This window comes from Methylomusa anaerophila (assembly GCF_003966895.1).
Taxonomy (GTDB): Bacteria; Bacillota; Negativicutes; order Sporomusales; family Sporomusaceae; genus Methylomusa; species Methylomusa anaerophila.
Genome location: NZ_AP018449.1, coordinates 45048 through 66745, shown reverse-complemented (window position 1 = coordinate 66745; position 21698 = coordinate 45048). Strand labels below are relative to the sequence as shown.

Genomic DNA, 21698 nt, shown 5'->3' with positions numbered 1-21698 from the left:
AGCGTATATGATCGTGATCGACGGACTGGTTAAGAAATTTGAGGAGCGCACCGTAGTCGACAAACTCAGCCTGCACATTGAACAAGGGGAAACGTTTGGCCTGTTGGGGCCGAACGGTGCGGGCAAAACGACGACTATCCGCATCTTGACCATGTTGACCAAGCCGACTGCCGGAACGGTCACCATCAATGGCTGGAAACTGCCGGACAATGATTTGGAGATAAAGAACACCATTGGGGTGGTGCCGCAGCATTTGAATCTGGACATTGATTTGACGGCGCGGGAAAACCTGGAACTGCATGGCCGTTTGCACCATATGCCGCGTGATGACCGGCGCAAGCGCATTGATGAACTGCTGGAGTATGTGGAACTGACTGACAGGAGCCATGACATGGTGCAAAAATTTTCCGGCGGCATGAAGCGCCGCCTGATGATTGCCAGAGCCCTCCTGCACCGTCCCCGGATATTGTTTCTGGATGAGCCTACCGTCGGTTTGGACCCGCAGGTGCGGCGGCGCTTGTGGGATTTGGTGCGCCGGTTGAACGGGGATGGCATTACGGTGCTCCTGACCACTCATTATATCGAAGAAGCGGAAAACCTCTGCCAGCGGGTGGCCATCCTTGACAAAGGCAGGCTGATTGCCCTCGACAGCCCGGTGGAGCTGTGCCGGCGTCTGGGGGAATATGTGGTGGAATGGAATGAAACAGGCGTAACCGAATACCGGTTCTTCTCCCACCGGAACGATGCCGGCGCTTTTGCCGGCAACTTAACAGCAGACACAGTCATACGCCGGTCCAACCTGGAAGATGTTTTTGTCGAGTTGACCGGGCGAAAGGTGGCAGGATAATGTTCTTCAACGATATTTACACGGTATTCTGGCGGGATTGGCTGGTGCTGCACCGCCGCATGACCAAGTTTATCCTGTCGCGGATGGTGACCCCTGTATTGTACCTGGTAGCTTTCGGCTGGGGACTTGGCCGCGGCATCCAGATGAACGGCGGGAGCTATCTTAATTTTATCGTTCCGGGAATTATGGCCCTGAATGCCATGAATATCAGCTTTAACTCTGTAGCCTCACCGCTCAATATGATGCGGCTGTATCATAAATCCTTTGAGGAATACCTGGTTGCTCCGGTTGGTCCGGCAGCCTTTGTGATTGGCAAGATATTGGCAGGCACCTTGCGGGGGATGATATCCTGCGCGGTTATCTTCCTGCTGGCGCATTTTTTTGGCGCCACGATTGCAATTCATGCCGGTTTTTTATTGGTGCTTATGCTGATATGCGCTTTATTTGCCGCCATGGGTGTTGTGGCTGCTATGGTGATTGATTCCCATGAGGATATGGGGAATTTCAGCACTTATTTTCTCCTTCCTATGTCGTTTCTATGTGCAACCTTTTTTACCGTTGACAAATTTCCCCTTGTGTTGCGGTGGATCATTGAAATTTTGCCGCTGACCCATGCAACCTATGCCTTGCGCATCCTCGGAGCAGGCGGCCATACCCCCTGGCCGTCGGTGGCCGTCCTGGGCGCCTATGCGGTCATTCTGACCGGGGCGGGGATTTGGACCTTATTGCATGTACGCGATTGATAACAATTAACAATTAACAATTAACAATTAACAATTAACAATGGATTTCTTTGGATTTCTTTATGAATTTCCTTATGGATTTCCCTATGAATGTGGAATACCATATATTTGTCTGTTTAAGAGCAGCAAAGTTAACATGAATTTATAAAACAGTAGCCATGAAGGTTATTGACCGGTGCTGGCGGCGCAGCGTCCGGCAATTCTTCATGGTTTTTTTCAATCGTTAGTAAGGATGGTGTTGGCATTTGCCCCACTATAACAAGTTGCAGAAATTTGGCCTCGTATTGCTGGTCATTGGTCTGGTCTATGGCGCCTGGCGGCTGTTGGGAGCCGGGCAGGAAGCGCCGGGGGGACAGATTGAGTTTACCCGGCAGGGAGTCGAAATTACATTTGACCGGGAGCAGCAAATAAGGCAAATCCGCGTCAGGGATAAGCCGGGGGAAACGGTTATCGCCAGCGATACGGGACCAGGCGGTCATAAAGTCCTCCCAGTGTTTATTCCCTGGAGGCCGGGGCATGAATATGAGTTTGAGATTTGCCTGCGGGACGGCGGCAAGATCCGCTTGTCTGCCAGGAGCCCGGACAAGCCGCCGGCGACAATATCATTTTTTCTGCAAGCTCCCTATGGGCTAAACAGCGAGGAAAATGTGGGTCTGGTTACCAATGGCAGTACTTTTGCCATTAACCTTCTGATCACCAATCATGCTGATCAAAAGGTTGGCGGGATCTTGGATGTTTCCATTCCGCCTGAGCTTGAAGTGGCAGCCGTTCCTCCCGTCATGAGACTGGAACGGCGCGATGGCGTAAACCATGTGCTCGGACCGGCCAGTCTGACGGCGGAAAACGAGATATGGAATGAACAGATCCAAGTAAAAGCCGGTGAAGCGGGGCGGAAGGCAACGATAACCGCCCGCTTGCATTTGGATAATGGCCGGGAACAGCGGGAATGGGACAAACAGGCGGTAATCCAAATCTCTTCCCTCGCCGACATCAGCAATAATGTCAAGGTTGCCAAAGTCGACTTGCCGGTGGATGCTTCCGGCCGCCTGGAGCCGAAAGTTCAGACGGGTGCTCTGGCCTATCAGCCGCCCAGCCGTTTGTTGCAGTTTTTTACAGGGGAACGCGAAGACCGGCGTTTTGATGAAGATCCGCTTACTTTTGCCGCCATAAGAATCAGCAACGACGGTGATCAACAGGTTTTAGCCTTGGTCACGGCCAAAATGACGGATATCGTTACGGGCAAGATGTCGCCGGCTTTTACCGCGCCGCAAAACAAAAACGGCGGACTGGGCTATAGTTACGGTATAGCGGCCGTACCCGCCCATTCCAGCAACCAGGTGATTCTTCCCATTTATCTTGATGAAAATAGGGCCGTCGCCGGCAAATATGAATTGCAGACGGAAACCAGGATATTCGGCGTCAGTCAGGTGGTAAGCACGTCGAAACAACCGGTGACGTTGACCGTTCATGACAACAAGCCCCTGTATGCGACACTGTTTATGACGCTGGTGGCGGTGCTGGGCGTCAGTTGGTTTGTTTGGCGGCAGGAGTCGGCGCTCAGGCGGGTGTCCAGCAAGGAAATGGTTATTGTCGCTCTATTCGGAACGGTCACCTTTGTTACCGTTAATCTGCCGGCAACGGTACTCATGGATATTGCTCACGTAATTTTTGGTCCGTTCAGTTTTTTGTTTACCGGATTTTTCAGCCAAACGGTCCTGTATGCGCTGATGGTAGCCTTGGCTGTTGTACTGCCCAGGCCGGGAGCCGTCAGCCTGATGATCGTTGTCAGGTTTATTCTCAACGGGTTTATTTTTGGACATTTCTCGCCGATGAACATTTTGCTGTACGCGGCCTTGGCGGTTTTTCTGGAAGCCGGTCTCTTCTTTACCGGCGTTACCAGAGGGAGAGGCTGCCGGAGCCGTCTCAGCATTGTCATTCTGGCTGTGGTCTGCGGGGTGGTGGACATCATTACCTCCTATATGAGCATGATGGCGTACATGATGTTGTACCGGCTGTATTACGCCGACTGGTACATTTGGACGGTGCTGGCTGCCGGATTTGTCTACTGTGCCATCGGGGCGGCTATAGGCTGCCGGTTGGGAGATTCTTTGAAACGGACGGCGATGGATTAGCGGCAGCAGCGACGAAGGGCGGTGCAATCGCCGGCAGGAGGAGGATGCTATGCGGTTATGGATATGCGGCTTGCTATTGGCGCTGATGTTAGTAACGGCAGGCTGCAGTGACAAGGACCAAGGTTTGCCGGGCGGGCTGCAGGCCGTCTTCACCAAAAACGGCCTGGCGGTAACTGCCGACAAGACAGTAGCGGCGGCGGACATTCAATTGAGTATTAATGGCGATGTGCAGCCTGATAAAGGAAAAGTATTGGGGGAGCGTACCGTCCTCTTTGGCGGGAATTGGCGGACCGGCGCCAGATATGAAGTGAAAATGGCGGGGAAATCCTGGTCGGATGCGGCGCCGGCCCGGCCCGGAATATTGGTCGGCGGTGTGGCCAGGCTCGATGAGTTTGAGGAGTTTCCGACCATTAATGAATCGGGTTCGACAGTATTTGACGACGCAGCCGTAGCGCCGGACGGGAAATATATTGCGCTGGCCTCTTATGATAACCGGGTGTATGTTTACAACCGGACCGGCAAGAAGCTCTGGGATTACGGCGTTCCCAACGGTACGCCCATCAGTGCGGTCTTTGCCGACGACGGTAAGACACTGTTCATAGGCGAGGCCAGCGCCGACGCCAATCTCTACGCTTTTGAAACGTTATCGGGAAATTTATTATGGAAGTACTCTTTTTCTCCTATCATTGGACAAGGGACAAACCGGAATCCCAGCAACCGGCCCAAGGTGAGAAATCTCGCCGTCAGCGGCAACATGATTGTGGCCGGCAGCGAGTATGTGCAGCGGGTGGTGGAAAAAGCCGGTGAAAAAGTGGTTGTAACCAACCCGACCCAGAGCATTATGATGGCGTTTGACACCTCTACCGGCAATACCCTTTGGCGGTATCCGGCAGCCGGGGTGATGGATACAACTATATCCAGGATCTCAGTTTCCGCCGATGGGCAGAAAGTGCTTTTTGCCAACTACATTCATGCTAATCCGGGTTCGATTGACACCCAGCAGTATCCGGACGGCGTGATCAGGCTCATAAACGGGAAAACGGGAGAACTGGCTGCTGCTTATACATTGCGGCCGGCCCGGCCTACCTTCAAATGGGTCGGAATTAATGAAGGCATTAATATGTCGCCCAACGGGAAGTATGCAGCCGTGTTCATCGGCGACAACCGGGGCATGTTATTTGATTTGTCGGAGGTTGATCTTAACAAAAAGAACGGCAACATCAAGCCGGTATGGTTGTATCAGGTCAGCAAGATTATCCAGGTCAGCGGCGTCCCGGTGTATGCGTCCGGCAATGTGGCGCGGGTCAGGGACGACGGTACGGTCTATTTTATGACAACGGCAACTTATATGGCGGATAAGAGCTTTGCTTTAGCGCCATCTTTCACTCATCCTGACGCCACCACCCTATTTGCTTATGATCGCTCAGGCAATATTCTCTGGAAGTGGCAAACGGAGGGCGGTTTGGGAAAAGCGCGTTTTTCCGCCGACAGCCGCTATATGGTCGCCGGCATATATCATAATTATGTGGCCCGGAAAAAGGAGCGTTCCGGACTTTACTGCCTAGATCTGCAGGCTGCCGGTCCGGATAAGCTGGTATGGTTTTATCCTACCGGCGGGGTTGCGATCTGCGGCAATATTGCCGCGGACGGCACGACGATCGCCGGCAGCGAGTCGCCGCTGCGCCGGGAAGACGGGACGCTGACGGGGGAACACCGGTTGCACATTTTGCAGTGAAAAAACATAAGGGGCCGAAAGCCAGGAGCCGGGATTCAGAATGAGAGAACAGCCGTCGTGAAGCATTCTGAAGGACGGTGCCTGACTTATGAATAGATGAGGAGGGTAACAACAATGAGAATCGCGTTTCTGACGTGGGGAACCAGGCTGCTCAATATTGTGGAGGCCAAAAAACTGCTGGGCTTTTTGGATCTTCACGTTTGCGCCGTCAAGGATTTGGAGAATGAGGGCAAACGCAGCCGGTTTGTGCGCTATATGGAAGAGGAGGCCGATATCATTCTTCTGCAGCCGCAGGACAATGAGCACTGGCATAGTCTCGTACCTGTGATTGAAGCACTGCGGGGAAAAAAGCAGGTGGCTTGCTGGGGCAAGGAACCGGCCTATTTCCTGCTGTCAAGCATTGCCGGCGAGCATGTGGCCCGGATCCAGCAGTACATGGACCTGGAAGGTGTGGAAAACATGGTTGGACTGTTTTCCTACGTTGCCAAGGAACTGGCCGGCATCAATGTGGATTACGGGCAACCCCGGGCACAGTTGTGGCAGGGGATCTACGGCCGCGGACTTAAGTGTTTCAGCACCATGGAGGAGTATATTCCCTGGGCGCGGCGTGAAGGACGCTGGTCTGCGGATAACAAGAAAATAGGCTTGTTATTTAACCGGCAATTATGGATGAACCGCAATGTGGAAGTCATTGACGCCCTGATCGAAACTTTTGGCAGGAAGGGGATGGATCTGCTGCCGGTATTCTCTTATCAGGCCCATGACAAGGTCACCTCTGACAGCTGGACTAATGAACAAATCGTTAATCACTACTTTTTTCGCGACGGCCAACCGGTCATCGATTTGTTCTTTAATATCCAGGCGTCCCGCTTCACCGAAGGGACCGAGGACTGGGACGACCGGGAGACCAACCAGGTGGTTGCGCTGTTTCAAAAGCTGGATGTTCCCGTCATCCAAGGTTTCCTGCCTTATCACATCAGCCGGGAGGAATGGGAGAAAAACCCCCATGGTCTGGGGTCATCGGCCATCTGGTATGTGGCCATGCCTGAGTTTTACGGCATGATTGAACCGATTATCCTGGCCAGCTATGAGACTCCCCGGGACGAGACTACCGGCATCACGGTGGAGAAATTTGTTCCGCTCGCCGAAAGAATTGAGAAAGCCGCCGCCCGGCTGACACGCTGGGTGGCGCTCAGAAGCAAGCTGCCCCAGGACCGGCGGGTTGTCTTCCTGTTCAACAACAATCCCTGCGCCGGTACCGAGCTTAGTGTCGGCGGGGCCTCGCATCTGGATTCCCTGGAAAGCGTGGCCCGGATTATGGCGGTTATGAAGGAGCAGGGCTACAGCATTGACAATATGCCGGCCACAGGCAAAGAACTCATTGAAACCATAATGGGCAGAAAAGCCATATCGGACTTCCGCTGGACGCCGGTGGAGGAGATTGTGGAGAAAAAAGGGGCGCTAACCCTTTTCCCGACCGAACAGTACCGGGAATGGTGGCGGCAGTTTCCGGAAAATGTCCGCCAAAAAATGACTGAAACCTGGGGCGAACCTCCCGGACAATCCATGGTCTATCAGGACAAACTGGTGCTGACCGGGGTGGAATACGGCAATGCACTGGTTGTTGTGCAGCCCAAACGGGGCTGCTACGGACCAAAATGTGACGGTCAGGTGTGTAAAATCCTCCATGACCCGGAGTGCCCGCCTACTCATCAATATGTCGCCAGCTACTGGTATTGGCAAAAGGTTTGGGGCGCCGACCTGTTAATCAGTGTCGGCACACATGGCAACCTGGAGTTCCTGCCGGGAAAATCCCTGGCGTTGTCCCGGGAATGTTATCCGGACCTGACTCTGGGCGAAATGCCGCATCTATATCTGTACAGCGTGGACAATCCTTCGGAAGGGACGATAGCCAAACGGCGGGCGGCAGCGGTGCTTATTGATTATCTGCTGCCGGTTATGACCCACAGCGGCACTTATGATGAACTCCAGGAACTTGAGCAGCTGTTAGGGGAGTATGGAACGGCCCGGGGAAATGACCCGGCGCGGGCTCATTCCCTGGAACACTTGATTGTCGAGGCGATAGAAAAAGCCAACCTGCACCAGGAGATGCACATTCCGCCGGCAACGCTGCACGACCCCAAATACATGGCCGAGAATTTCCCGGCGGTTGTAAAAAAAGCCCATGAGGCGCTGACCCGTATCCGCGATACTTCCATTGCCGACGGCATGCATATTTTCGGGCAGGCGCCGGCAGGCGATGAATTGGTAGAATTCATTGCCTCCATGTTGAAATATGCCGGCGATGAAACCCAGTCGCTGCGCGGCGTTATCCTGGCATTACAAGGACTGAATTATCTGGAGCTCAAAGCCAATCCCGGCGAATATCCGCCAGGCTATGCCGTCAGCAATGGGGAACTGTTGCAGGAAGCCTATCTGTTGTCCCAAAAAGCGGTGGAATTGTTCCTGAACGGGGAGACACTGAGCGGCGAAGAAGTTGCCTGTGAACTGCTGGGCGAGCGTGTTAGGAATGCCGGAGTTTTAGAGGTATTTGCCGGGTTTAAACAAATAATTGACAGCCTCAGAGAAAAAATCGCCGGCTGCAGCCGGGAAATGGACAGTTTACTGCATGGCCTGGAAGGCGGGTATATCGCCAGCGGTCCTTCCGGCTGTCCGACCCGGGGCCGTCCTGATGTACTGCCTACCGGACGGAATTTCTACAGCATGGACCCCTTTACCATACCGACCAAGGCCGCCTGGCGGGTGGGGCGGGTTTTGGCCGCCCGCATGCTGGAGAAGTACGAAAGCGAGGAAGGCTGCCTGCCGGAAAACTGCGGCATTGTCCTTTCCTGCACGGATATGATGTGGACGAACGGGGAGCAAACCTCTCAGATCCTTTACTTGCTTGGTGTGGAACCGGAATGGGAGCCAAATGGGCGCATTAAAGGTTACCGGATCATACCACTGGCGGAACTAAACCGCCCCCGTATTGACGTAACCTTACATATCAGCGGCCTGGTGCGCGATTGCTTCCCGATGATTGTGGAAATCATTGACCGGGCGGTAAAAGAGCTGGCCGCTCTTGACGAGCCAAGCGAGCACAATTATGTCAAAAAGCATACGCTGGAAAACATGGAGAAGCTAAAACTGGAAAAAACCGCAGCCGCTGAAGCCGAGCTTTGGCGGCAGGCCACCTTCCGGATTTTCGGCACACGGCCGGGTACGTATGGTTCAGGTGTTAATCTGGCGGTCTATGCCAGCGCCTGGAAGGATGAAAAGGACCTGGCCGAGGTGTATGTGTACTGGAACAGCTTTGCCTATGGCGAAGGGATGGACAGTCAGGGCGCCGAGGCCGCCGATCAACTGGTCAACCAACTCCAGACGCTGAACGTCACCTTCCGCAACAATCCGACCGATGAGCATGACCTGTTGGGCTGTTGCTGCTACTACAGCTATCAGGGCGGCATGACGCTGGCGGCCAATGTGATATCCGGCCGGAAGGCCAAAACGTACTATGGCGACACCCGCGACCCGCAATTGCCTCAGGTTGTTGATTTGGCTGACGAGATTCGCCGGGTAGTGCGCACCAAGGTGCTTAACCCGAAATGGATTGAAGGCATGAAACGGCATGGCTACAAAGGCGCCGGTGATATAGCCAAACGCGTTGGCCGGGTCTATGGCTGGGAGGCAACCACCCAGGAAGTGGATGACTGGATCTTTGACGACATTGTCCGAACCTTTGTGCTGAACGAGGAAAACAGGCAATTCTTCGAAGAGAACAACCCCTGGGCGCTGGAGGACATCAGCCGCCGCATGCTGGAAGCCGAGAAGCGGGGTTTATGGCAGGCCGATCCCCAGGTGCTGCAAGAACTGCAGGAGACCTATATGGAGATCGAAGGCTGGCTGGAAGAACGCATCGGCGATATCGACGGCGAATTCCAGGGCGGGTCCGTCGATATGCTGAACATGGATGATGTAAAAGAGTGGGCGCAAAAAATGCAGGGCGTCAGACAAAAAATACATGCCGGAGTAAAGCAGTAAGGTAGTACAGTGATGCAGTAATGCAGTGCAGTAAGGTAGTAAGGGTAGTAAGGAATGAAGCAATAAAATTTGGAGGAGTAGAGTTGTGAAAACGTCCCATAAAAAAGGCTGGGTATTAGCTCTGACGACAGGAATAATATTATCTTCCCTGGGGGTGGCTTACGGTGAAGAAGTAGAGGAGGATGCTCCCGGTTTTCAGCTGGATCAAGTGGTGGTTACGGCAACCAGGACAGAGAAGAAAATAAAAGATGTGCCGGTGGTGGTTGAGGTAATTACCAAAGAAGACCTGGAAAAAAAGAATGTGCAAAATTTGGATGATGCCTTAAAAGGGATCAGCGGCATTATGATCAAGCGCAATACCGGGCTAAGCAGCAGCGAGCCCACCGTCATTATGCGGGGGTTTAAATTTAAGGGCATTTTGGTTCTGGTGGATGGTCAAAGTCAAAATGACGGTTATAACGGTCAGATTACCTGGAGCCAAATTCCGATAGAGAATATTGAGCGAATCGAAGTAGTGAAAGGACCGGGATCATCATTATTCGGCTCCGGCGCCCAGGCGGGAGTCATCAACATCATTACCAAAAGCAAGGCCGCCAATGAAACGGTGGTGAAGCTGGGGAGCGGGACGCAGGGGACGGGAAAAGTGACCTTCGGCCACAGCGGCTCGGTGGGAAAACTCGATTATTATTTTGATTACTCCAAAATTGATTCCGATGGTTTTATCACCGCTTATCCCGACGATAAAACCAATTATCGCGGTCACCAAAGCGGCGGGCAGGAGCATTACAGCGGCAAACTGATCTACCGCTGGGATAAGGATAGTAAGCTGTCTGTCAACAGCTACAGGGGCAATAGTTCGTATAAATACGAACTGGGAACGGATCAGGCCGACAAAGTGAGCAAAGGCCTTAATCTGGATTATCAGAGAAAAGTAAATGACAAGGTGGATTATCAAATCACCTGGGGCGAGAAAAAGACCGACAACTGGTATTACAGCGGTTGGAGCGGCACCGTCCAGACGCAAAATCTCATGCATCAGTTAAATTATTTTGAAACCACTGACGGGGATATGCATGTGAACTGGCAAGTGGACCGGAAGAATTTGCTTACCCTGGGGTATTCCCTGCGCAGCGAACAAGGGACGGCGTATGATGAACGGGAATTGAGGAGATTTTATCCGGAACACACCTGGAGTTTCGTTAAGCCTGAAGACCAGATAGACCGGAAATCCGGCGGCAAAACCAGGAGTGATTCCTTCTATTTCCAGGACGAGCACAAATTCAATGATAAATTCACCACCTTTATCGGCGGCAGATATGTTAGATGGGAAACCACCGGCGGTTGGAACAGCTTCCGGCGAACTTCCGCCTCCCCTCCGGTTTTCAGCCAGTATGGCGACAGGGAGGAAAGCAATTTCAGCGGCAGAATCGGTATGGTGTATAAGGCCAACGAGAAAGCGACCTGGAAATTTAATGTCGGCCAGGGGTTTCGCACCCCCTCATTCTATGAGTTGTATCGGTCTTCTCAAACCACTACGACGGATATAACGACGTCCAATATCAATTTGAAGCCGGAAAAAAGCACTTCCTATGATTTGATGTTAATTTGCAAAATAAATCATCCGTGATATAGCAGAATAAAAGAGCCGGAAATTTGGTCTAATTTACAAACCAAGAGGAATCATGCAGCAGAGCAAAAAGCGGTTTTGCAAATTGATACAACGTGAGTTTGCCCATTCATTCATCCGCAGAAAAAAGCCCGCAACAACGTGGTTGCGGGAAAATAGAGAAGTAAAATCACAATCCGGATTCCGAAGCGACTGCGAAAACGGCCTCGTCATCAATTAATTCAAGTTTTTTGGCACAGCCGTAAAGCAAGCAATTGGTTGCCAGATTGTTAATCAAGCGAGGAAACCCACGAGAACGTGAAGTAATGGCCTCAATGGCCTGGGGAGAAAAAATATCATGAAGAGCGCCAGCCAACTTAAGCTGATGCAGGATGTAGTGCCTGACCTCATCTTTCGAAAGGGAATTCATCTGATAACGCATCACCACCCGTTGGGCCAGGGGCTGATTGTGACTTAACCGTAACCGTTCCATAAAATGAGGAAGGCCAACCATAATCAGTATAAACGGATTGGCAGAATCCATCGCAAAATTGAACAACAAGCTAATGTCGTTTAAAAACTGATTGGAGACCATTTGCATCTCATCCAGAATGAAAACCGGTGTCATCTTTTGGTTGTGAAACAGATGAAGCGTGGCCTGCTGGATTTGAGCAAACAGGTCGACCTTGCGAAACTTCGGCTCCTGTCCTAACCCTACGGTCAACCCCCTGTAAAAGTCAGATACGGTGACAGTAGACAAGGGAAAGTAGATGGCCTTAAACAACGAAGGATTGAGCGAGGCAGCGAAATTTCTCATCAGCGAAGTTTTTCCTGCGCCAGCCTCGCCAATCACAACGCCCATACCGCGAGTCGACTTTAAATATTCCAGTCTGGCCGTGCCTTCGGAGAATCCTTGCGAGGAAAAGAAGTGTTTGGTTTCAAGCTCTTTGCGAAAGGGCACCGACGAGAGAGAATAAAAGGATTGGAACATCACACATCCTCCTTTTGGCAGGCCAGTAAACTGCCAAAAGAAATCGCAGTCTCTTTGGGAAAGTCCCTGCGTTCCCGTTTGACTTGGGAGTTGTCCCGAAACGATACCGGCGCAGCCACACCTACCTGGATGTCATTGTCATAGATATAGACTTGCTCGGGCGACTCCGGATCATAGCGTACTTCAATCCGTTGCCCGACTAGCTTGGCCGGGACTTCAAACAAACGGTTTGACAGCGTGATCGTTGCGTCGTGCTTCACCTTACGGTATTCCCGCTTAAAAAAGAGTCGTTCCAAAGCATAGGGATCCGTATATAATCGGACAGAAGACGGCTGTGACAAAAATAAGTCAAAAGGAGACATGTCCAGTGCGGAATGCGGTTTGCGATTGTAATCGCTCTCCAGCCACTTCCAAAACTGAGCATTTAAATCATCCAGGGATTTAGGCATATTGTTGGCAAGGAGCGGGTAAAAACGACGGCGCACTGTGCCGAAAAAACGCTCAATTTTTCCTTTGCTCTGCGGATCATAAGGCTGAGTATGAGTCAGCGTAATACCAAGAGCGGCGCAAGCTAAATGAAGCTCCCTGGCATGATACACCTTGCCGTTGTCAACATAAATCATCTTCGGGACACCCCGGCGGAGAATGGACTCTTTGAGCACCGCTTTCATGGGACTAAACTTCTCCGTAAACGAGAACTGAGCAAAAGGAACCAGCCGGGAGCAGTCGTCAATAAAGGCGAACAAATGAGTTTTGAGCTTCTTGCCGCCAATCGTAAGGTAAGGGCCAATGGACATATCGCCCTGCCACAGAATATTCACCTTATCATAACTAAAGCGTTTGCGTTCCTTTAATGCTTTCTCCTCCGGCCATAAAAGCTGTTGTGATTTTAAGAGCCGGTAAACGCTGTGGTAAGACACTTTGTCAGGAGCCAACACCGTGTTCTTAACCAGCTTTTCATAAAACAGCACAACAGAAAGCTCCCTGTTTTTCTGACGCGAAGCAATAATCTGCTCCTTTAGCTCTGGTGAGATCACCCGGCTTCTCCCGCGGTCAGAACGGCCTTTGGGTTTTAAGGCCACAAATCCGCCGCGGCGATAATCGCGGAGCCAGCCCTCCAGAGTTTTCGGTGCAAATTCTTTGCGGCCATAATAGGGGACCTCATGGAACTTGGCGCAGATTTCGGACAGGTAGTCTTGTTTAGAATCGACTTGATCATTCAAAAGCGGGGCGATCAGCCCATAACGAAATAGAGCGACTTGCTCGCGATCTTCATTTGTCAATGAACACACCTCCGGTAAATGGGGAGGCTAGCCGGCTAACCTTGTACAAAAGCCATCATACCGCAACTTTCTGACCTTCGCCAGCGAAAAGTTATGTGGGAACGCACTGGTTTACGCTCAGATAGAACCTATGGTACAATGAATGTGCCATAAAAGTATGTTTGTAGTGTTGATGAAACCTTTGCGAAAGGGTTTCGGCTGTGGGGACAGTTAACATACAAACCATTTTTGTGGCTTTTTCTTTTACATCTTGCGGAGTGACTTCAGGCCAGCCCTGGTCGCGGAAAAACATCTCCAGAAATAGCAAGTTGCCATGGAATCGTCTTCGATAAAAGCGCAGTAGGGCTGAACAAATTCTTGACGTGGTTGCCTTGGCAAGAAAGATTTGTTGCAACGCGGTCACAATGAACTCCAGTGAATACTGGAAATAGGGCAGTGCAAAGGAAGGCAGCATCGATATCGTCAGTTTGCACGTTTTGCAGTAGAACCTGGCTACCGGAATCCGTTTTTCCCATTGCTCATTCAAGATATTGCGCCAATAGCTGCCATGCCGATGAATCGAGTGAACGGCTCCGCAGACGGGACACTTTTCCGGTCGAACAATTTCTAATGCCTGAAATCGGGTAATGTATTGCGTAATAGTTTCTTTAACTGTAATCAGAATCTGCAAAAAATCCGCTCCCGTTGCTGTTGTAATGTGCAATATATTATAGCAAATTGGAACGGATCTGAAAAAACGCTTCGTCCGTATGATTCTGCAATATTTTCCCCGGCCAAGGATTAGATTTTTTGCAAGCTAACAATTTGAACCTGGATTACCGTTTGGATTCCAAAACCTTATTCAACGTGTCCTATTTCTATACGCAGTTAGAGGATGCCATTACCACCATGAAATATGCCGTGACCGACGGCTATGTTCCCAATATCGGAACCATACCCGGCATAACTACGGAATCCAGGCAGAGCAATGCGGACAAAGCGGTAATGAAAGGCTTTGAAATCGGATTAAATAAGCAATTGAGCAAAAATTGGACCAGCTTTATTAATTATACGTACACCGACGCCCGAATAACCGAAAGCAAAAATCCGGCGGCCGTTATCGGCCGACAGATGGACGATATTCCCAAATGCATGCTTAACGTCGGGTTCGACTACAAAAGCCAAAAGTGGCTGGGCAGCATCAGCGGACGCAGAATCAGCGACACAAAAGAGGACGGAGTGAAAACCGGCCAATACGGTTCGTATGATCCGGTCTTCCTGGTGGATATGAAAATATCTTATTTGCCGGATAAACATTCTACCGTTTCTTTAAGCATTGATAATTTATTTAACCGCAGATACTGGTCCTACTACCTGGCGCCGACCCGCAGCGCCTTCCTGGAGTACAGCTATAAATTCTAAAAGTCCCGCAGAGTCAAGGAGGAGATAATGCTGCAAACAGCCATCGTCCGTAAACAATTATTTGATATCCGGACAGTCGTTTGGCGGGATTTTCAGGTTTTCCGCCGCCATTTAAACCGGTACATGTTTTCCCGCATGATGGCGCCTTTGCTCTATTTTTTGTCCTTCGGCTGGGGGCTGGGAGTCATCGCCAGTCAGGGAAAGCCCGGTTATTATGAATTTCTGGCTCTGGGGATTGTGGTCCTGAACACCATGAATATCAGCTTTAATTCCTGCGGTTTTTCTCTGCACCTGGAACGGCTGTACCACAAAACGCTGGATGAATATTTAATCGCGCCAATGGCGGCAGGCTCTTTTGTAGCCGGAAAAGTGATTTCCGGCACCCTGCAGGGCCTGCTGTCCGCCGCCGTTATTTGCCTGTTGGCGTATATGTTCGGCATACGCTTTGTGATGAACGGCTGGTTTCTTCTGACGCTGGCCCTCAACTGCATGATCTTCGCGGCAACCGGGTTTATGGCCGCCATGCTGATTGATGATTTTGAGGATATTGGCAATGTAAATACATTTGTGCTGCTGCCAATGTCTTTCTTTTGCGGGACTTTTTTTTCCATCGATATTTTGCCGGCAACAGGGAGAGCAATGCTGGAGTGTCTGCCGCTGACGCATGCCGGTTATGCCCTGCGGGCCATTGGCGCCGGTCAACCGGCGCCAATGGCCGATTTGGCAGTTTTATTCGCATATGTGGTTGTTCTGTCGGCCGGGGCCGTCTGGAGTATGCGCAGGGTACGGCTGAATTCACAAGGGCGGTACGGTCATTAAATAGGTATATAAACAGCGGAGGTGACGACCACGAAACGAATTATGGACAACAAAATTTTGGCTGGCTGGCTGGCGCTCGTTGTTTTGCTTGCCACAACAGGCTGCTTGAATAAAACGGAAAACTCCGGAGTACAGGGGTTCTTCACCAAGAATGGCATCATTGTGAAAAGCGGGCGTGAGGCGGCCGTAGCTGAGGTGCACATCCGGGTCAATGAGCAAGACCAGGCGGTTAGCGCCCGCAGTATGGGGAAAAATACCGTTCTTTTACCGCTAAACTGGCAGGCCGGCGACAATTATCAGGTAATTTTTGACAAGGAAAAATGGAACTCGGCGGCGCCGGGAAAACCGGCAGCCTGGCTCAGCGCCGTCGTTCCCACCGGCGAACTGGAGGCAATGCCGACCATCAACCAGTGGGCGGTGGAAGTCAATGAGGGTGTGGCGGTAGCGCCGGACGGACAATTTGTGGCGGTGGCGTCTTTTGATCATACGGTGTACTTATTTGACCGCAGCGGAAAAAAAATCTGGGATTACCGGGTTCCCAGCGGCATGCCTGTCAGCGTCGCCTTTTCCGCCGACGGGAGCATTGTTTTGGCGGGAGAGTCAAGTTCTGACGGCAAGTTGTATGCCTTTGACCGCCTCACAGGAAAAATCCTCTGGGATTACGCGTTTGCCGCCGACATTGGCAAGGGCATGAGCGCCCAGTGGAGCAACCGGCCCAATGTTCGTTCACTGGTGGTCAACGGCGATGCGGTGATTGCCGCCGGACAACACCGGCAGCGGGTTGTGGAAAAAAACGGCGAACGCTCGCTTATTCTTTATCCAACCCAAAGCGTGATTATCGCTTTTGATATAAAAACAGGACAGAAACGCTGGCGGTATCCGGAGAATGAAACGATGGATACCGGGGTGTCCAAAATTGTGGTATCCGCTGACGGGGAAAAGGTGGCGTTTGGTAATCAATCCTGGAGTCCGGCGGAAAAATATCCGGATGGCGGCATTCGCGTTTTGAACGGCGGAACCGGAAAGATGGCGGCATTCTTTCAGGCCAGTGTCATTAACCCCTATTTTGCCTGGGTGGGCATTCATGAGGGGATCGACATTTCCGCCAACGGCAGATACCTGGCCATTTTCGCCAGTGATAATCAGGCCATGCTGTTTGATCTGGGCAAAGTAAATATGGCGGAAACAGGTCAGGCTATGGAACCTGAATGGATCAGGCAGGTCAGCAAGGTGCATGCGGTAGGCGGCGTGCCGGTATATGCGTCAGGCAGTGCGGCGCGTGTTACCGATGAAGGGAAGCTTTATTTCATGACCAGCAACACCTTTGTTGCCGATAAGACGGCCGCCAGTGCGCCGCCATTCCTTCATCCCGACTCGGCCACGTTATTTTCTTACAATAAAAACGGGGAGTTGTTGTGGCGCTGGCAAACCGAAGGCGGCGTGGGGAAGGTGCGTTTTTCCGCCGACAACCGGTTTATGGTAGCCGCCGTGTATCATAATTATATCAGCCAAAGCAACAGCCGGGCGGGCATCTATTGTTTTGATCTTAGGGCCGAAGGCCCGGATAGTCTCGCTTGGTTCTATCCGGTGGAAGGGGTAGCGTCAGTGGCGGATATCGCCGCCGACGGCACAACGATTGCCGGTTGCGAGGCTCCCATCCGCATGAAGGGAGATACGGTAACAGGGCAGCACCGCCTGCATATTCTGCAGTAGCAGGAACAGTAAGCACAGGCAGCCACGAGGGAATGGGGTAGGCATTTTGATTAGAAAGATCCGGTTAACAAAAAAAATATGGCTTTTGGGCGGAGTTGTCGCTTTGGCGCTTATTGTTTCCGGCATATGGGGGTATATGAAAGGTTTTGGCGGCAAGTCAGGCAACGCCGGCAAGGCTGCCGCCATTAAACCGCTGGTTGCCGTGGAAACCGTACAAAAGCGGGATATGGTGAAGCGGATTGTATTGAGCGGGCAGACAGTACCGGCAGCCCAGGTGGACATCGCGGCCAAATATACCGGACGCATTGTTCAGGTGACTGTTGAACTGGGGCAGCGGGTGGAAGCCGGTCAGGTCCTGATTATACAGGATACGCGGGATATTGACCTAATTATTGCCCAGTCCGGCGAATCCATGCGGCTGGCACGGGCTGAAAGCGTGGAAACAAAGGCGGCTTTTGACGCCAACTATCGCAAGGCGGAAGCCGACTATCAGCGAAACCTGGATAACCTGCGGCGTTATGAATCGCTGCATGCTGCCGGCGCAGTCTCCCGCGAGAATTTGGACACCGCCCGGCAGCAATTGGTTAATGCCAAGGCAGCGTTGGATACTCTTAAGGAACAGGCGATGACTCAGGGAGCGCCGGCTGTGCTGGAAACCAGGCAGGCGGCTGCCGCCCGGGCCGAATACATGCTGGAAGCCTATAAACAACAGCGGGAGGACATGGTCCTGCGGGCGCCCAGGAACGGCATTATCGGTTACCGGCAGGCGGAGGCCGGCGCCTTAGTGCAGGACGGGCAGAAACTGCTCACCGTTGTTGACAACAGCAGCATATATATTGACTGCCAGGTAGCGGAACAAAATGCGGCTTATCTCGTTACCGGCATGGAACTGCCGGTAACGGTCGATTCGCTGGGGAAAAGCTATCCGGGAAAAATAACCTATATTAGTCCGGTCAGCAATGAAAAAACGCAAGCCTTTACGGTGAGGATACTCTTATTGCAGGGAGACTTGCTGATTAAAGGCGGCATGTTTGCCCATGCCAATGCTGAAATATTGCTTAAACCTAAAACCATATTTGTATCCAAGGAGGCGGTACTGGACAAAAACGGTAAGAAGTATGTATTTGTAATTCATGAGAACAAGCAGGCTGAGCAGCGACAGGTAAGGCTGGGGCTTGCCAATGATGAAGCTGTGGAAATACTGGAGGGCGTAAAGGCGGGGGAACTTGTTGCCGGCAGCAATGTATCCCGGCTGAAGCAGGACATGCAGGTTGAAGTGGAACAAAAAGCGAAAACCGGGTCAAAGGACAAGGCAGGAACAGGCATATGAATATTACCCGTTTTTCCATTCAGCGCCCGGTCGGTATAACCATGATTGTCCTGCTGTTTGTCGTGCTCGGTGTTTACAGCTATTTCCGCATCGGGGTGGAACTGCTGCCCACGTACAACTATCCCTATTGCGCCGTCTCGGTTGAATATCCCGGCGCCAGCGTGGAAGAGGTCGAACAGGCGGTTGTCAAGCCTTTGGAGCAGGCCATTTCTTCCGCGGCCCACTTAAAGAAAATGATTGCCGTCTGCCGTCAGGAAAGAGCTACTCTTATGATCGAGTTTGACTTTGACGCCAATGCCGACTTGGCTGCCGTGGATGTCAGCAAGCTGGTCAACCGGGTGCGGCGGGAGCTTCCCGATGACATTGGCGAGCCGGTGATAATGCGCCGGGACCCAAGCGCTACCCCGATCATGGAGATCGCGGTCAAGTCCAAGTACTCTCTTGCCGACATCTATGGCAAGGCGGATCAGGTGTTCAAGGAACGTCTGGAACGGGCTGAAGGGGTGTCTGATGTGGTTGTGGGCGGAGGCCGCGACCGGGAAGTGGCCGTGGATGTGCACCGGGACAAGCTGGCGCAGTACCGGCTGGCGCTGAGCCGGATTGTCAGCCGCATCAAGGGCGAGAACATTATGCTGCCGGCCGGTATTATATACACCGACAAACTGGAAAAGGATGTGCGCCTGGTAGCGCGGTATCAAACACCTGAGGAAATTCGCAATATTTACGTAGCCGGTCCCGCCGGTAATGAAATTCCCCTGTCAGCGCTGGCCGACGTTGAAGAAAGAGACAGCCGGGCCAAACGTTTCAGCAAGGTGAATGGCGAGGATGCCATTTCACTGCAAGTGTTTAAGAACAGCGACGCCAACATTGTAAATACGGTAACCGGCGTAAAAAAACAACTTGCGACGCTGCGGACCGAGTATCCCGAATATCAATTTCTGATCGTAGCCAATGACGCCGATTACATTGAAAACTCACTCAAGAATACGCTGGCAACCCTGGTGGAAGGGATCTGTACAACCGGCCTGGTGTTATACCTGTTTTTGCGGGGATGGCGTTCGACGGCGGCCGTGATGGTGGCTATCCCCACCTCCCTCATTGCCACCTTTCTCATAATGTATGCCGCCGGCTTTACCTTCAATATGATGTCCCTGATGGGTATGACACTGTGTATCGGCATTTTGGTGGATGACGCCATCGTTGTTCTGGAAAATATCCACCGGCATATGCGGCTGGGCAAGCCGCCGGCTGTTGCCGCCGAGGAGGGACGCAACGAGATCGGCATGGCTGCTGTTGCCATTACCCTGTGCGATGTGGTCGTCTTTTTGCCCATCGCGTTTATGACGGATATTACCGGCCAATATTTCCGTCAATTCGGTTTGACGATTGTTTTCGCTACTTTATTTTCGCTGTTTATTTCCTTTACCCTGACGCCCATGCTGACGGCACGCCTGTTTAAAAACGGCGTGCCCGAACCCTCCGGCCGGCTGTGGAACTTTATGGAAGCGCTGGAAGCACAAATGGTTTGCCGGTACGAAACAATGCTGCGCTGGAGTCTTGCCAACGGCAAAAAGGTCATCGCGGCTGTGTTGGTATTGTTCATTGCCGCGGTCGGCTTGATTCCGGCCGGAATCATCGGCGCGGAATTTATGCCTCGGACAGATGAAAACGGGATACGCATATCGGTGGAAATGCCGGTGGGGAGTACAGCCGACAGGACTTATGCGGTGGTTGAGCAAATGGAGCAGCATGTATTGACCATACCGGAAGTGATTCATTGTCTGAGCTATGTCGGCGAGGGAGGCGGCAACAGGGGTCGGCTGACGGTGCAGCTTGTCAGCAAGAATAAACGGGAGCGGAGCGTATGGCAAATCACTGAGGGAATCCGCGGCTATGTGCGCAGGCATGTGACCGACGGCTCGGTGCGGGTATATGAAACCGAGGCTTCCGTTGCCGGGGTGGCCACCGGCGGGGTGGATGAATATACGCCGGTCCTGATTTACCTCTATTGCGCTGATCTGGAAGTTTTGAAACAGGCTGCCGCCCGGGCCCAGACACTGATGAGCAAGGTCGAAGGCGTTAAGGATGCCCGCCACTCCTTCAAGGAAGGGGTGCCGGAATACAAGCTGACGGTTGACCGGGAGCGCATGCGGGTGTTTCATACCGCACTCAGTGACATAAACGATGCGTTTGGCGGCGCCATCAGCGGCAAAAAGGCGGGCGTGCTGGCCGGCGACAGCCTCAATAACGGGTTGGACACTGATATTATCGTGCGTTTGCAGGGGAGCGACAACTTTAAGGCCGCCGATATCCAGGCCATTCCGGTTGTCAGCGGCAACGGGACGGTGTTCCTGGGCGACGTGGCTCAGATTCAGGAAGGGGTTGGTCCGGTTGGCATAACCAGGGTGAACAAGCAGCGGACCATCATCATGCAGGCGGGTGTTGCCGGCCGCCCTTTAAAGGAGGTACTGTCGGATATTGACAAGACTTTTAAGGAAGAGAAATTGCCCGAAGGTGTGACCTACCAATTTTCCGGCCAGGCGACCGCTATGGCGAATGGCTACCGGCAACTGGGCCAGGCGCTGGTGTTGTCGTTATTGCTGGTGTATCTTCTGCTGGCTGTGCTCTATGAGTCGGCCTTCACCCCCGTTATCCGGATGTTTTCCCTGCCGCTGGGGTTGATCGGTTCCTTGCTCTTTCTCCTGCTTACCAACAACACCATCAACCTGTACTCCTTGATCGGCATTCTGGTTATGGATGGCCTGGTAGCCAAAAACGGCACCTTGCTGCTGGATTATACCCTGACGCTGATGGACAGGGGCCTCAACGCCTATGATGCTTTGATTGAAGCGGGAAAGACCAGGCTGAAACCGATTTTCATGACCACTTTGACCATGGTGGTCGGCATGTTGCCCACGGCTTTATCCCTGACCGAGGGAGCGGAAATCCGGGTGAGTATGGCCTGGGTATTGATCGGCGGCCTCATCACCTCCACCTTTTTTACTCTGATCGTTATTCCGATCGTGTTTCTCTATCATAAAAATCGTTAGTTATAAA

General features: G+C 52.2%; 14 protein-coding genes. 11 read left to right on the top strand and 3 right to left on the bottom strand.

What is annotated here, in order from left to right; all coding sequences use genetic code 11:
• Positions 1-7 precede the first annotated feature (7 nt).
• The 6 genes from MAMMFC1_RS00240 (at position 8) to MAMMFC1_RS00215 (ending at position 11125) form a co-directional block, all read left to right on the top strand.
• The gene (locus MAMMFC1_RS00240) at positions 8-847 is read left to right on the top strand and encodes an ABC transporter ATP-binding protein (RefSeq protein WP_126305560.1); all 840 of its coding nucleotides are present in this window, start codon (positions 8-10) and stop codon (positions 845-847) included.
• A complete protein-coding gene (locus tag MAMMFC1_RS00235; protein WP_126305559.1) occupies positions 847-1590 on the top strand; it encodes an ABC transporter permease in 744 nt (247 codons plus the stop codon). The genes MAMMFC1_RS00240 and MAMMFC1_RS00235 overlap by 1 nt, the downstream gene beginning before the upstream one ends.
• Positions 1591-1853: 263 nt before the next feature.
• Complete coding sequence (locus MAMMFC1_RS00230) at positions 1854-3722, top strand: hypothetical protein (RefSeq protein WP_232035591.1); 1869 nt, start codon at positions 1854-1856, stop codon at positions 3720-3722.
• Between the two features lie 49 nt (positions 3723-3771).
• Positions 3772-5457, top strand: coding sequence for a WD40 repeat domain-containing protein (locus tag MAMMFC1_RS00225; protein WP_126305557.1), 1686 nt, complete (start codon positions 3772-3774; stop codon positions 5455-5457).
• A 114-nt stretch (positions 5458-5571) separates the two neighbouring features.
• Positions 5572-9498 (top strand): cobaltochelatase subunit CobN, encoded by a 3927-nt coding sequence (gene cobN / locus MAMMFC1_RS00220; RefSeq protein ID WP_126305556.1) that lies wholly within the window; start codon positions 5572-5574, stop codon positions 9496-9498.
• A gap of 85 nt (positions 9499-9583) precedes the next feature.
• Entirely contained in the window at positions 9584-11125 is a 1542-nt protein-coding gene (locus tag MAMMFC1_RS00215) for a TonB-dependent receptor plug domain-containing protein (RefSeq protein WP_126305555.1), read from the top strand.
• A 169-nt stretch (positions 11126-11294) separates the two neighbouring features.
• On the opposite strand, the gene MAMMFC1_RS00210 is transcribed toward MAMMFC1_RS00215, so the two are convergent.
• The 3 genes from MAMMFC1_RS00210 to MAMMFC1_RS00200 all read right to left on the bottom strand — a co-directional run bounded on the left by MAMMFC1_RS00210 (position 11295) and on the right by MAMMFC1_RS00200 (position 14048).
• Positions 11295-12095: an ExeA family protein gene (locus MAMMFC1_RS00210; RefSeq protein ID WP_126305554.1), complete on the bottom strand. Its 801-nt coding sequence runs from the start codon at positions 12093-12095 to the stop codon at positions 11295-11297.
• Positions 12095-13378 (bottom strand): DDE-type integrase/transposase/recombinase, encoded by a 1284-nt coding sequence (locus MAMMFC1_RS00205; protein ID WP_126305553.1) that lies wholly within the window; start codon positions 13376-13378, stop codon positions 12095-12097. Before MAMMFC1_RS00205 ends, MAMMFC1_RS00210 begins: the two co-directional genes overlap by 1 nt.
• A 91-nt stretch (positions 13379-13469) precedes the next feature.
• Entirely contained in the window at positions 13470-14048 is a 579-nt protein-coding gene (locus MAMMFC1_RS00200) for a DUF6431 domain-containing protein (protein ID WP_126305552.1), read from the bottom strand.
• Positions 14049-14167: 119 nt separating this feature from the next.
• Here MAMMFC1_RS00200 and MAMMFC1_RS00195 point away from each other — a divergent pair, with 119 nt between their 5' ends.
• Genes MAMMFC1_RS00195 through MAMMFC1_RS00175 form a run of 5 tightly spaced genes read left to right on the top strand, consistent with a single transcriptional unit; the run spans position 14168 to position 21691 of the window.
• Positions 14168-14779 (top strand): TonB-dependent receptor domain-containing protein, encoded by a 612-nt coding sequence (locus MAMMFC1_RS00195; RefSeq protein ID WP_158618582.1) that lies wholly within the window; start codon positions 14168-14170, stop codon positions 14777-14779.
• Between the two features lie 27 nt (positions 14780-14806).
• Positions 14807-15598, top strand: coding sequence for an ABC transporter permease (locus MAMMFC1_RS00190; RefSeq protein WP_126305550.1), 792 nt, complete (start codon positions 14807-14809; stop codon positions 15596-15598).
• Positions 15599-15640: 42 nt separating this feature from the next.
• A complete protein-coding gene (locus MAMMFC1_RS00185; RefSeq protein ID WP_126305549.1) occupies positions 15641-17311 on the top strand; it encodes a WD40 repeat domain-containing protein in 1671 nt (556 codons plus the stop codon).
• A 46-nt stretch (positions 17312-17357) separates the two neighbouring features.
• Positions 17358-18641, top strand: a complete 1284-nt coding sequence (locus MAMMFC1_RS00180) for an efflux RND transporter periplasmic adaptor subunit (protein ID WP_126305548.1) — start codon at positions 17358-17360, stop codon at positions 18639-18641.
• Positions 18638-21691, top strand: coding sequence for an efflux RND transporter permease subunit (locus MAMMFC1_RS00175; protein ID WP_126305547.1), 3054 nt, complete (start codon positions 18638-18640; stop codon positions 21689-21691). The genes MAMMFC1_RS00180 and MAMMFC1_RS00175 overlap by 4 nt, the downstream gene beginning before the upstream one ends.
• Positions 21692-21698 lie beyond the last annotated feature (7 nt).